At 62.0% G+C, this 13,026-nt stretch carries 12 protein-coding genes; 6 read left to right on the top strand and 6 right to left on the bottom strand.

Annotated elements, in window-relative coordinates; genetic code table 11:
* Positions 1 to 20: 20 nt before the first annotated feature.
* Together dnaN and dnaA are read right to left on the bottom strand one after the other, a co-directional pair.
* On the bottom strand, positions 21 to 1,124 hold the full coding sequence (dnaN, locus tag C9F12_RS16550; RefSeq protein WP_045995089.1) for a DNA polymerase III subunit beta: 1,104 nt from the start codon (positions 1,122 to 1,124) through the stop codon (positions 21 to 23).
* A gap of 60 nt (positions 1,125 to 1,184) precedes the next feature.
* Positions 1,185 to 2,660, bottom strand: coding sequence for a chromosomal replication initiator protein DnaA (dnaA, locus tag C9F12_RS16545; protein WP_045995088.1), 1,476 nt, complete (start codon positions 2,658 to 2,660; stop codon positions 1,185 to 1,187).
* A gap of 601 nt (positions 2,661 to 3,261) precedes the next feature.
* Here dnaA and rpmH point away from each other — a divergent pair.
* The 5 genes from rpmH (at position 3,262) to C9F12_RS16520 (ending at position 8,096) form a co-directional block, all read left to right on the top strand.
* The gene (gene rpmH / locus C9F12_RS16540) at positions 3,262 to 3,396 is read left to right on the top strand and encodes a 50S ribosomal protein L34 (RefSeq protein ID WP_008959105.1); all 135 of its coding nucleotides are present in this window, start codon (positions 3,262 to 3,264) and stop codon (positions 3,394 to 3,396) included.
* Positions 3,397 to 3,409: 13 nt separating this feature from the next.
* Positions 3,410 to 3,859 carry a ribonuclease P protein component gene (rnpA, locus tag C9F12_RS16535; RefSeq protein WP_083970680.1) on the top strand — a complete coding sequence of 150 codons (450 nt, stop codon included), beginning with the start codon at positions 3,410 to 3,412 and terminating at the stop codon, positions 3,857 to 3,859.
* A 199-nt stretch (positions 3,860 to 4,058) separates the two neighbouring features.
* Positions 4,059 to 5,738: a membrane protein insertase YidC gene (yidC, locus tag C9F12_RS16530; RefSeq protein WP_108131947.1), complete on the top strand. Its 1,680-nt coding sequence runs from the start codon at positions 4,059 to 4,061 to the stop codon at positions 5,736 to 5,738.
* A gap of 153 nt (positions 5,739 to 5,891) precedes the next feature.
* Positions 5,892 to 7,262, top strand: coding sequence for a tRNA uridine-5-carboxymethylaminomethyl(34) synthesis GTPase MnmE (mnmE, locus tag C9F12_RS16525; protein ID WP_108449589.1), 1,371 nt, complete (start codon positions 5,892 to 5,894; stop codon positions 7,260 to 7,262).
* A 261-nt stretch (positions 7,263 to 7,523) separates the two neighbouring features.
* The gene (locus C9F12_RS16520; protein WP_162816508.1) at positions 7,524 to 8,096 is read left to right on the top strand and encodes a YceI family protein; all 573 of its coding nucleotides are present in this window, start codon (positions 7,524 to 7,526) and stop codon (positions 8,094 to 8,096) included.
* A 38-nt stretch (positions 8,097 to 8,134) separates the two neighbouring features.
* Here the strand turns inward: C9F12_RS16520 and rlmJ are convergent, their stop codons facing one another.
* The 4 genes from rlmJ to rdgB form a co-directional block, all read right to left on the bottom strand.
* Complete coding sequence (gene rlmJ / locus C9F12_RS16515) at positions 8,135 to 9,010, bottom strand: 23S rRNA (adenine(2030)-N(6))-methyltransferase RlmJ (protein WP_108449587.1); 876 nt, start codon at positions 9,008 to 9,010, stop codon at positions 8,135 to 8,137.
* A 483-nt stretch (positions 9,011 to 9,493) separates the two neighbouring features.
* On the bottom strand, positions 9,494 to 10,168 hold the full coding sequence (locus C9F12_RS16510; protein WP_108449586.1) for an OmpA family protein: 675 nt from the start codon (positions 10,166 to 10,168) through the stop codon (positions 9,494 to 9,496).
* Between the two features lie 38 nt (positions 10,169 to 10,206).
* Positions 10,207 to 11,376 (bottom strand): radical SAM family heme chaperone HemW, encoded by a 1,170-nt coding sequence (hemW, locus tag C9F12_RS16505; protein ID WP_108449585.1) that lies wholly within the window; start codon positions 11,374 to 11,376, stop codon positions 10,207 to 10,209.
* Positions 11,376 to 11,987 carry an RdgB/HAM1 family non-canonical purine NTP pyrophosphatase gene (gene rdgB, locus C9F12_RS16500; protein ID WP_108449584.1) on the bottom strand — a complete coding sequence of 204 codons (612 nt, stop codon included), beginning with the start codon at positions 11,985 to 11,987 and terminating at the stop codon, positions 11,376 to 11,378. The genes hemW and rdgB overlap by 1 nt, the downstream gene beginning before the upstream one ends.
* Before the next feature lie 328 nt (positions 11,988 to 12,315).
* On the opposite strand from rdgB, the gene C9F12_RS16495 reads away from it, so the two are divergent.
* Positions 12,316 to 12,987, top strand: a complete 672-nt coding sequence (locus C9F12_RS16495) for a LuxR C-terminal-related transcriptional regulator (RefSeq protein ID WP_045992729.1) — start codon at positions 12,316 to 12,318, stop codon at positions 12,985 to 12,987.
* The last annotated feature ends 39 nt before the right edge of the window (positions 12,988 to 13,026 follow it).

The raw sequence follows: 13,026 nt of genomic DNA, 5'->3' as shown, positions 1-13,026 counted from the left end.
CTTGCTGGCAACGAATACCGTCACAGGCGCATCGGCATCACGACATAGAGGGCATCGCCGCCACCGGGTTCTTCCATCAGCGCACTGCTGTTGGGATCGCCCAGCGTCATCTGCACGCGATCCTCACCCACGGCGTTGAGCACGTCGATCAGATAGCCGACGTTGAAGCCGATCTCCATGGCCGGCCCGCTGTATTCGATGGCGATGTTTTCCTCGGCCTCTTCCTGCTCCGGGTTGTTGGCCATCACCCTCAGGTTGCCCTCTTCCAGATTCAGCCGCACCCCACGGTACTTCTCGTTGGAGAGGATGGCGGTACGCGACAGCACCTGACGCAACTCCGAACGTTCGGCGATGAAGACCTTGTCGCCGCCCTTGGGCACGACCCGCTCGTAGTCCGGGAACTTGCCGTCCACCAGCTTGGAGGTGAAGGTGAAGTCCCCGGTGTGAGCACGGATATGGGTAGAGCCCAGGGTCAGGCTGACAGGCTCTTCAGAATCGTCGAGCAGTCGCACCAGTTCGAGTACACCCTTGCGCGGAACGATCAGCTTCTGGGCCGACTCAATGTTGATCTCCACGGGGCGAGAGCTGACCGCCAGGCGGTGGCCGTCGGTAGCCACGGTGCGGACCAGGTTCGGGGCGAACTCCAGCAGCAGGCCATTCAGATAGTAGCGAACGTCCTGCTGCGCCATGGCGAACGAGGTGGCGTCGATCAGCTGCTTGAGGGTCCCCCGCGGCAACGCCAGTTCGACACTGCTCTGACCATCTTCAATATTCGGAAACTCGGCGACCGGAAGCGTGGACAGGGTAAAGCGTGAACGGCCACTGCGCAGCACGGCCCGCCCGTCCTCTATGGACAGCTCCAGCTCGGACTGGTCTGGCAAGGACTTGCAGATGTCCATCAGCTTGCGCGCGGGCACCGTGATGGCGCCAGGCTCATCCACCTGGCTGGCCACGGTGCGGCCGACCAGTTCGACTTCCAGGTCGGTGCCGGTCAAGGCGACCTCGTCCTGTTCGACCTGGATCAGCACGTTGGAGAGCACCGGTAACGTCTGACGGCGCTCGACCACACCGGCCACCAGCGTCAGCGGGCGCAGCAGCGCTTCGCGGGAGATGGAAAATTTCATGTCGGCTCCACTTCTTGTCCGGGAGAGTGAGACGGTCACGCGGTTGATGACGTAGAGACGTTAACTGGTCAAAAGCCGCAACAGATTCTTGTAGTCTTCTCGAATATCGGCGCTTTCTTCCTGCAGCGCCTGCACCTTGCGACAGGCATGTAGCACGGTGGTGTGGTCTCGGCCGCCGAAGGCGTCGCCGATTTCCGGAAGACTGTGATTGGTCAGTTCCTTGGCCAGGGCCATGGCGACCTGTCGCGGGCGCGCCACGGAGCGTGAACGCCGCTTGGACAGCAGGTCCGCCAGCTTGATCTTGTAGTACTCCGCCACGGTACGCTGGATGTTGTCCACGCCTACCTGCTTGTCCTGCAGGGCGAGCAGATCCTTGAGCGATTCGCGGATGAAGTCCTGGGTGATCGACTTGCCCATGAAGTGGGAATCGGCGATGACCTTCTTCAGCGCCCCTTCCAGTTCACGCACGTTGGAGCGAATCTTCTGGGCGATGAAGAAAGCCGCATCATGGGGTAGATCCACCTTGGCCTGGTCGGCCTTCTTCATCAGGATCGCCACCCGAGTCTCGAGCTCAGGCGGCTCTATCGCCACCGTCAGCCCCCAGCCAAAACGGGACTTGAGGCGCTCCTCGACGCCGCTGATTTCCTTCGGATAGCGATCCGAGGTCAGGATCATCTGCTGGCCACCCTCAAGCAAGGCATTGAAGGTGTGGAAGAACTCCTCCTGGGAGCGCTCCTTGCCGGCGAAGAACTGGATGTCATCGATCAACAGCGCGTCGACGCTGCGATAGAAGCGCTTGAAGTCATTGATGGCGTTGAGCTGAAGGGCCTTGACCATATCGGCCACGAAGCGCTCCGAGTGAAGATACACCACCCGAGCGTTCTCGCGACGCCCCGCCAGGGCATTGCCCACCGCATGCATCAGGTGGGTCTTACCGAGGCCGACGCCACCATACAGAAACAGCGGGTTGTAGGCTCCCCCAGGGTTCTCCGACACCTGGCGGGATGCCGCCCTGGCAAGCTGGTTGGACTTGCCCTCGACAAACGTCTCGAAGGTGAAGTTGGGATTCAGGCCACTGGAGTGCTTGAGACTGCCCTCGACCTGAACCTGACGCTCACCACCGGGTGGACGCGTGACCGGCGCCTCACCGCCTTCGTCGCGCAGGCGGTCGACCTCGCGCTCATCCCCCACATCGCCGCGGGAGCTGGTGTGCACGGCCGCCGAGCGGGCCGGAGCGGCGGAGACAGGATCGCCGAGTTCGCGAGTCTGGGGTGGGGCCGGCGCAGCACGACGACTGCCCACCGTCAGCATCACCTTGGGCGGCTTGGCCGGCGCCAACTCCCGCATCAGTTCACTGATACGCTTGGCGTACTTGTCACTGACCCAATCGCGCACGAAGCGGTTGGGTGCCAGCAGCCTGAGCTGATTGGACTCCCCTTCTTCCGCCTGCAGAGGGCGAATCCAGGTGTTGAACTGCTGCGAGCTCAGTTCATCCTGAAGGGTTTGTAGACACTGTTGCCAGAGAGCGAGCGACACGCGAGCTACCTTGGTTGAAGAACGACCGCACATTGTAGCCTTGTCACCACGAGTTATCCACACGAGAACGGCACCGAAACCTAGCTGTGGAAAACCCTTGTACGCCATTCGGAGTTGTGCTGGAACAACTTGCTGGCGAACTAGCCCCTGTGGACAATCTCATCATTGATCCACCGGAACCACACCGCTCCTCCCCGCGGTCTCAACGTTTTCTCCACACTTTTATATGCAACGCAACATGTTGAAATTTCATACGAGAACACGCTTATCCACAAAAACTATCCCCAGTAGTAATAACAACATCAGTCAAGAACTTCTCTTTATTGTTATGTAGGCAGTGGGTCATGTCGCGAGGCCGGTCCCAGGTGGCTTGTTCACCCGCCGGTTCGGCTCGAGCAAGAGTTATCCCCAGCCGTCTGGTCCGGACTGGCAGGGGCGAACACCCTGAAACCTGCTTTCTGGCCCGCGAAAAGATTGCACCCAGGGCTTGAAATCACTAAAATATCCGGTCTTGAGCCGAATACCCCCGGGGGCCCGAGCGGATTCCGGGAGCCTCTGGATGTCTATCCGTTCCAAAAAACCACTGTGGGATTAACGAGTTATGAAGCGCACATTTCAACCGAGCGTTCTCAAGCGCAAGCGCGCGCACGGCTTCCGTGCTCGCATGGCCACCAAAAACGGCCGCGCCGTTCTGGCACGTCGCCGTGCCAAGGGCCGCAAGCGCCTGAGCGCCTAAGCGCAGGTCCTTCGTGGCCTGTCTGACCTTTCCCCGGCAATGCCGCTTGCTGACTGCCGGGGACTACCGCCAGGTGTTCGATGGGGCGGTCTACAAGGTTCACGGCAAGGGCCTGATGGCGTTGGCGATTCCCAATGACTTGGGACACCCTCGCCTGGGCCTGGTCTTCAGCAAGAAGAACGTACGCCGGGCCGTCGATCGCAATCGACTGAAACGACTGGCTCGTGAGTCCGTTCGGCATGCACAGCATCGACTTCCCGCCGTGGATATCGTCTTGCTGGCCAGGCGTGGCGTCAACGAGGTCGACAACGACACCGTGCTGCGCCAGCTGTTCGGCATGTGGCGTCGTCTCGAGCGCGAGGCCGAGAAGTCGACTCGTCCCTCGCGGACATCGACGACACCTCGCCACGCGAGTGACACCCGGGGTGACACTCGGTCACAGCCGAAGCAAAGCCGTAACTAGCAGCAAGAGGCTCTTCAATGCCGAACACACTTCGTCCGAGCATGAATGAGTCCCTCTTCCGGCCCCTTGACGTCACCTCTCGCGACGCGGAACGTTTCCGTACGAATACTGGCCTGCCTCCGGCAGGCTTTCGTGTATCTCATGTAGGCGTCTCGCGTGGCGCCATCGGCATGTTCACTTCCCTTCGGGCAGACCCTTCATGGACGTAAAACGACTACTCCTGCTGATCCCCCTGGCGGTGCTCGCCTACCTGATCATGGTGCAGTGGAACCAGGACTACGGTCAGCCGCCCAGCACCCCGGATGCTCCGGCGATCACCAGCAACGCGACCTCAAACGGTGCCGACGCCTCCACGTCGGAAGGCCTGGCGGCACCCAGCTCGGCCAATGATGTCGGCAGCGAGCTGCCCGGCAGCAGCGAGCCCGCTGCCAACAGTCGAGATCTCATTGCGGTCATCACCGACGTCCTCGACGTGCGTATCGACCCCCAGGGTGGCGACATCGTCTACGCCGCCCTCCCCCAGCATCTGATGAGCCAGGATGGGGATCGGCCCTACGTGCTGCTGTCCAACAACAGCACCCTGAGCTACGTCGCTCGCTCTGGACTGCAGCTTGACGGCAACAGCGGTCGTATCGCCTTCTCGCCCGAGAAGACCGAGTACCGCCTGGCCGACGGCCAGGACAGCCTGCAGGTGGACATGACCGCCACCGTCAATGGCATCGATATCGTCAAGCGTTTCACCTTCAGTCGTGACGACTACGCAGTCGACGTCAGCTACCTGCTTGCCAACGCTGGAGAGGAGCCGGTCAGCGCACGCTTCATCGGCCAACTGGCCCGCGACAACAACCCGGATCCGTCCACCGGCCCCAAGATGGGCATGCGCTCCTTCCTCGGCGCGGCGTACTCCTCACCGGAGAACCGCTACGAGAAGATCGACTTCGAGGACATCCAGGCAGGCAACTTCCAGAACCGCGAGGTCGAGGGCGGCTGGGTCGCGATCATCCAGCACTACTTCACCTCCGCCTGGGTACCGCCGCAGCAGCAGGACAACCTGTTCTACGCCGCCACCGACAGTCAGGACCGCAACGTGGCCGCCTTCGCCGGCCAGGCCCAGACCCTGGCACCGGGAGCCGACGCCACCCTGGGTGCCACCCTCTACATGGGCCCCAAGGTGCAGGAGCGGCTTGAGGCCGTGGCACCGAACCTGGAGCTGACCGTCGACTTCGGCTGGCTGTGGTTCATCGCCAATCCGCTGTTCTGGCTGCTCGATCACATCCACGATCTGATCGGCAACTGGGGCTGGTCCATCGTCATCCTGACCATCATGGTCAAGGCTGCCCTGTGGCCGCTGTCTGCCAAGGCCTACAAGTCCATGGCACGCATGCGCAAGCTTGGCCCGGAAATGCAGCGTCTCAAGGAACGCTTCGGCGACGACCGCCAGAAGATGTCCCAGGAGATGATGAAGTTCTACCAGAAGGAAAAGATCAATCCGCTGGGCGGCTGTCTGCCGATCCTGATACAGATGCCGGTGTTCATCGCGCTGTACTGGATGCTGCTGGAGTCCGTGGAACTGCGTCACGCGCCCTTCATGCTGTGGATCCAGGACCTGTCGGTGAAGGACCCCTACTTCGTCCTGCCGATCCTGATGGGCGCCTCCATGTTCGTTCAGCAGATGCTCAACCCGACGCCTCCGGACCCGATGCAGGCGAAGATCATGAAGATGCTGCCGATCGTCTTCACCTTCTTCTTCCTGTGGTTCCCGGCCGGTCTGGTCATCTACTGGGTGTGCAACAACTGCATCTCGATCATTCAGCAGTACGTGATCACCCGCAAGATCGAGGAAGACCCCAGCGTCGGCAAGGGCATGAACACCAAGTAAGTCCTCATGCATGACGCTTCCAGACCCCCGCTTCGGCGGGGGTCTGGCGTTTCAGGGCCCGCACCTCTGGCCACAGCCGTTGGCCACACCAGCCGGACTGGCAAAGCCAGGCGCTGCGCCTGACAATACGCCCGATCATCAAGGAGTCTGACCATGACCACGCCTCTCTACACCCAGGACAGCATCTGCGCCCTCGCCACGCCGCCGGGTCGGGGCGGCGTCGGCATCATACGCGTCTCGGGGCCCGCCTGTGGCGCGATTGCCAGCGCCATGCTGGGCCAGGTACCGGACGCGCGCCAGGCCTTCTACGGACCGTTCAGGGGCGATAACGGGGTAATCGATGAAGGCATCGCGCTGTTTTTCGAAGGGCCACACTCCTTCACCGGCGAAGACGTGCTGGAACTTCAGGGTCACGGCGGCCCGGTGATCATGGACATGCTGCTCGAGCGCTGTGTGGCGCTGGGGGCACGGCTGGCCCGCCCGGGTGAGTTCTCCGAGCGCGCCTTTCTCAATGACAAGCTCGACCTGGCCCAGGCCGAGGCCATCGCCGATCTGATCGACGCCAGCTCCCGTGGCGCCGCCGAAAATGCCTTGCGCTCCTTGCAGGGCGAGTTCTCCACCCGCGTGCAGTCGCTGGTCCAGGGCCTGATCGAGCTGCGCATGTACGTCGAGGCGGCCATCGACTTCCCCGAGGAGGAGATCGACTTCCTCGCCGATGGCCATGTCGCGGCCAAGCTTGGCGCGCTCATGACGGAGCTCGCCGAGGTGCGTCGCAGTGCCGGCCAGGGCGCACTGATGCGCGAGGGCATGAGCGTGGTCATCGCCGGACGGCCCAATGCCGGCAAGTCGAGCCTGCTCAATGCGCTGACCGAACAGGACACCGCCATCGTCACCGATATCGAGGGCACCACCCGGGACGTGTTGCGAGAACATATCCATCTGGACGGCATGCCGCTGCACATCATCGACACCGCCGGCCTGCGCGACACCCCCGACGCGGTGGAAAAGATCGGCGTGGCCCGCGCCTGGAGCGAAATCGAGAAGGCCGACCGGGTCCTGCTGCTGGTGGACGCCACCACCACCGAGGCCACCGACCCCATGGCCATCTGGCCGGAATTCGTCGAGCGCCTGCCGGACGCCTCACGCTTGACCCTGGTGCGCAACAAGGTGGACCAGAGCGGTGAAGCACCGGGACTCGATTTATCCACAACACCTCCTACGCTGCGGCTCTCCGCCAGATCACGCCAGGGTGTGGATAACCTCAAGTCTCACCTCAAGGAGATCATGGGCTTTCAGTCCACCACCGAAGGCCGCTTCTCGGCTCGGCGTCGTCACCTGGACGCCCTTGACCGCGCCCGCGAGGCCCTCGACAACGGCCATGCACAACTCGAAGGCTATGGCGCGGGCGAGCTGCTGGCCGAGGACCTGCGTGATGCCCAGCAGGCGCTGGGGGAGATCACCGGCGAGTTCAGCGCCGACGATCTGCTGGGTGAGATCTTCGGCAGCTTCTGTATCGGCAAGTGAATGCCTGAAAATGCACAAAAGCCTTTAAAACAGACGCTTCACCGATAGCGAGCACTTACCGACGTTCATGCGCCAGCGATCGCCTCGCCATCCCTTCAGTGATGGCGAAGCCACGCCTGGCGCCGACATGGGGCGCCTTAGGCGTCCGCCATCACTGGTGCCAGGCATCCGCCCCCCGGCCGGCCGGACCGAGGGCTCGTCCAGGGCATCTGTCATACCCGCTACACTGTGGGCAGTGCCCCCTTGCCCACAGGAGTCCCCATGAAAGCTCTTCCCCTGGTTGTCGCAATGGCGCTAGGCAGCGTCTCGCTTTCCGCCCTGGCGGACTGGCAGCTGTCCGGTGACGATTCACGCCTGTGGTTCGGCTCGGTGAAAAACCAGAGCATAGGTGAGACCCACCACCTGGACGGTCTGTCCGGCGATATCGACGATAACGGCAAGGTCACCATCGAGGTGGCCACAGAATCGCTGGACACGGGCATCGATATCCGTGATGAACGGATGCTCGAGCACCTGCTGGCCGCGGCCAGCTTCGCGATCTCGGCCCAGGTAGATACCTCCAGCTTCGATTCACTTGACGTAGGCGAGACCCTGGCGACCAGTATCCCGGTCGATATCAGTCTCGGCTCGGCGTCGACCGAGCAGGAGGCCCAGGTACTGGTGGCAAGACTCGCCGACACACGCTGGCTGGTGGTATCGGATCAGCCGGTATGGCTAAGCGCAGAATCGCTGGGCTTCGAGGACGGCATCGCCGCCTTGCAGGAAATCGCCGGCCTCTCATCCATCGACCGAACCTCACCGGTGGGCTTTCGCTTGATGTTCGAGGCACCATGACCCGATTGGCGTCTGGCCAGATCACCGACGACCAGGCGCTACTCCTCGACCCACCAGCGCTGCTCGTGGCGCGCTGCGTCACCGAGCAGCGGCAGCCAGTCAGCGATGGCGGCCTGCATGCTGTCGCTGACACCCCAGGGCGGGTTGGCCACCAGCATCCCGCTGCCGTACATGCCGTGACTCGCCCCACCCGGGGGGTGCAGGATCACCTCGCTGCGCCATAGTTTGCGCACGCCGCTGGCTCTCAGCCTGTCCAACAGCTCCTGGTGGCGCCCGGCGGGCAGCAGTGGATACCACAGCAGCAGCACCGCGTGGCGGACCTTGCCGAGGGCATGAATCATGGTCTCGGCGACCTCCTGGTACTCCGACTTGCGCTCGAAACTCGGGTCGACCAGCACGCACAGCCGCGGTGTCTTTACCGGGAGCAGTGACCTGAGCCCGGCCAGGCCGTCGCCATGCACGCGTCGAATATTCGCCTGCTGCCCTTCGCCTGCCAGTGACTGCCGGGCCAGGTGGCCGTGCTCACCCGGGTGCAACTCGAACAGGGTCAATCGGTCCTGATCACGCAGCCGATGACCCAGCCACCAGGGCGAGCCCGGGTAGTGGGTCAATTGCTGCGGGCGCGGCTGAACGGAGTCGATCGCCTCAAGCCAGGTCGTCAGCAGTGGATTCTGTGCGCCCGCCTTGCCCGTCTCGGTGCGGCTGTCCCACAAGCGCTTGACGCCCGTCTGGTACTCCTTGAGCCGCGCGGTTTCTTCAGCCGCCAACGGATAGCTTCCTCGCCCGGCGTGAGTATCTATAAACGTAATGGCACTATCTTTACGTAATAGGTGATCGATCGTGGCGTAAAGCCACAAGTGTTTATGAACGTCGGCGAAATTGCCGGCATGATAGGCGTGCTGATAGGAAAGCATGGATGGTCTGACCTGGTCGTGGGGCGAAAATCGTTCGCCGAGTCGATGGCTTTACGATAACAGCAAGTAGGGGTCTGCGTGCAGACGTATGGACTCATGACAGACATTGGGCTTTATCCGAGTAGGTACGCTGTACCCCCACGAACCCGAGCCGTTGAATATCATTGAGCCGTCGCCAGATAGCGCTGTGACCAAGGTTGGGGCAGCAGCAGGGCTGGGCCAGACCAGACCAGACCAGACCAGACCAGGCCAGACAAGACCACGAGAGATCTAGCGAGTCCAGGAGATATCTAGAGGGTCCTGGAGAGACCGGGCAGGAATGAAGAGATAGGCAAGTATCGAAAAGGCCCGCGCCTCTGTCGAGAGGTGCGGGCCTTGCCGTTGCAGTCGCTGCAACGTCGCGACTTCAGCTACGGGCTATCGACGCAAGCGAGAGAACCCACCGAGGTGGCGGGCCTCCCTCACACAGGCAGCCGAGTCGCCTTACCCCTGCTGGCCGGTCGGCGTCAGGGTAATCTCGACGCGACGATTCTGGGCGCGACCTTCTTCGGTGTTGTTGCTGGCGATCGGCTGGTTTTCACCGTAGCCGCTCACATACAGACGACCGGAGGCGACACCCTGCCCCTGGAGGTAGCTGCCCACCGACTGAGCACGACGCTCGGACAGACGCTGGTTGTAGCTGGCGTCGCCGGTAGAGTCGGTGTGGCCGGCGATATTGACGCGGGTTTCCGGATACTGGGTCAGCACGTTGGCCACGTCGTTAAGGGCACTGGTGGCACCACCGGTCAGATCAGAGGAATCGAAGCCGAAGGTCACGCTGCTCGGCATGTTGAGCACGATGTTGTCACCCTGGCGCTCCACGCCGATTCCGGTGCCCTGCATGCTCTGACGCAGCTGTTCTTCCTGGCGATCCATATAGACACCGATACCACCGCCCACGGCGGCACCCGCGGCGGCACCAATCAAGGCACGGTCACGCTTGCTGGTGCTGCCGTCGCCACTGATGGCGCCGGCTGCGGCACCGACGGCGGCACCCACAGCGGCGCCAATGCCGGTGTTGTTGCGATCGGTCTGGCCAGTATTAGGATCCGTTGTGGAGCAGCCAGCCAGAATCACGGCGGCTGCCAGCGGGGCGATCAGTCGAGTCTTGCTGCTCATGGCGTCAACGTCTCCTTCCATGTGGTACATCATCCCTTTCAGTCTTCGCTGAACAGGGTCAAAAGGTCGTTCAAGAATAATAGACCTTGCGCAGAAGCTTGAACCCTGGCGGCGTCTTGCACAATAAGTCCCTTTTCACGCGCCTTGTCGATCTTTGGCGACAACTCTGCCACAGAGCGTCCTGTGTGTGCACACCAGGTATCCAGCGATACCCCGTCGACCAGTCTCAGTGCGTTCATCGCGAATTCCAGCGCCACCTCGTCGGGCTTCACCCGCCGATGACCGGCCACGAAACCCCGTGGGTCCCGATGTCGCCGCAGGTAAGCCTCGGGCTGGCGAGTCTTCCAGCGACGCTCGATGTGGAAGCCCGACTCGCCCGGCTGGCTGATCTTGCCGTGGGCACCGGCGCCGATCCCCAGATAGTCGCCGAAGCGCCAGTAGTTGAGGTTGTGACGCGCCCGACGCCCGGGCTTCGAGTAGGCCGAGATCTCATAGCGTTGAAACCCTGCCGCCTCGAGACGCTCGTGGCCCAGGTCCTGGATATCCCACAGCACCTCTTCTTCCGGTAGCCGCGGTGGCTTGGCATGAAACTCGGTATTGGGCTCCAGCGTCAGCTGATACCAGGACAGGTGTTCCGGCGCCAGCGTGATGGCCCGCTCCAGGTCAGCAAGCGCGAGCTCCGGGGTCTGCCCCGGCAAGCCATGCATCAAGTCCAGATTGAGATTGTCGAATCCGGCTCGGCGAGCCTCATCGAAGGCACGCTCGGCGTCCTCACCGCCATGGATACGACCCAGCGCCGAGAGCTGTTCGTCGTGAAAACTCTGCACGCCAAGCGACAGCCGGTTGATGCCGGCACGGCGATAGTCGGCAAAGCGGCCACGCTCCAGCGTCCCCGGGTTGGCTTCCAGCGTAACTTCGATATCCGAGGCGAAAGGCACCAGCTGGCTCGCCGTATCCAGCAATCGGCGATAGAAATCTCCAGACATCAAACTCGGCGTGCCGCCGCCGATGAAGATGCTGACCAGCTCGCGTCCGTCGGCAAGCCTGGCATCGCTGCGCAGGTCGTCGATCAAAGCCGCCAGATAGGCCTCTTCGGGGAGTTCGGCGCCGCGCCCGACACCGTGGGAATTGAAGTCACAGTAGGGACACTTGCGCACGCACCAGGGCACATGGACATACAGCGCCAGCGGCGGAAGACGAGACACCATCACGAACTCGACCGACGCTCGAGTTCGAGCAGCAGCGCCGAGAGGGCGCGACCGCGATGACTCAGTCGGTTCTTCTCCGCCGCGCCGAGTTCAGCGGCGCTGGCGCCCTGATCCGGCAGCCAGAACAGTGGGTCATAGCCAAAGCCGCCCTCACCGCGCGGATGGGCCAGGATCTCGCCACGCCAGTCGGCCTGGACGATCAGTGGCACTGGATCCTCGGGATGCTCGAGCAGCACCAGCACGCACCAGTAGCTGGCACCACGACTCCCCTCGGGCACCTCGGCCATGGCCTCGAGCAACTTGTCGTTATTGCGACCGTCGTCCTTGGGTTCACCGGCAAAGCGGGCGGAATAGATACCGGGGCGACCATCGAGTGCATCCACGTCGAGCCCGGAGTCGTCGGCCAGCGCCGGCAGGCCGCTGATACGGCTGGCTTCCCTCGCCTTGAGCAGTGCATTTTCGACAAAGGTCAGTCCCGTTTCCTCGACCTCGGGAACGGCAAACTCCGACTGGGCGTGAACCTTGATGCCCAGTGGCGCCAGCAGCGCGCCCAGTTCCTTGAGCTTGCCGGCGTTTCCACTGGCCAGCACCAGTTCGGTAAGTTGACTCATGGCGTCGCTCTTGATGGGTAGTTCGATAGAAGACACGTCGGCACTATGCCGGCATGTTTGCCTATACTCTATCATGCGCGGTTTGAATGCCGTTTAAGCACAAAGTTGGAAAAAAGATTCAAAAAATACCGGGAAACTGTCCGAAAATTCGCTATTTTCTAGGACCAAGGTATGAAATATTTCGGTACAACCGTGTATTAAGCCTAACTTTACTGTGCAGTAGTTACAGAACCTTACAAAATGAATGAAATAGGCCCATAATGGTCACCACTTACTAGTCATACCCATCCCTGTCAGCAGGCGTCTGCGGGTGCACGGAGACACGACGATGAGCAACAACACAGGACAGATAGTGCTGGTGACTGACCACAACCCTCAGTCACTGCTCTTCATCAACTATATCAAGGACCAATTCCACTGCCCTGTCTCCATCGCCGCCCCCGCCGACACCATCGAAATCGATGACAGTCAGCAGGTGCTGGTATTGATGGACGCCGACCACGTCGACGACGCCGCCATGCAGCATTGGCAGGACGTCAGCGCACGCCACAGCGGCCTGTTGCTCACCGCCTTCAACCTGCGTGACGAAGAACATGCGCTGGAGGTGCTGTCCTTCATGCACCTGCGAGGAGTTTTCTATCGTCAGGACAGCCTCGACAGTATCTGCAAGGGCATCGCCAAGCTGTTCGAGACCGACGATCTGTGGATGTCGCGCTCGCTGATGACTCGCCTGATCGAGTTCTCCCGCCGCCAGCAGCTCAATGCCTATCGACCGGCCTGTGGCCTGACCCAGCGCGAGATGGAGATCATCGGACTGCTGGGCTCCGGCGCCTCCAACATGGAAATTGCCGAACGCCTGTGCGTCAGCGAACACACCGTAAAGTCTCACCTGTACAACGTGTTCAAGAAGATTCGCGTCAGCAATCGCCTGCAGGCGGTCAACTGGGCACGCCAGAATCTCGGCGCGCCGCCACCTCGACGCTCCACTGCGACACGCTAAGGCTCGACGACCGAGCCCCGGAACGACGAGGCACTGACG

This window comes from Halomonas sp. BN3-1 (genome assembly GCF_003056325.1).
GTDB lineage: Bacteria > Pseudomonadota > Gammaproteobacteria > Pseudomonadales > Halomonadaceae > Halomonas > Halomonas litopenaei.
The sequence above is the reverse complement of the archived record's forward strand: the minus strand, read 5'-3'. Positions and strand labels throughout refer to the sequence as shown.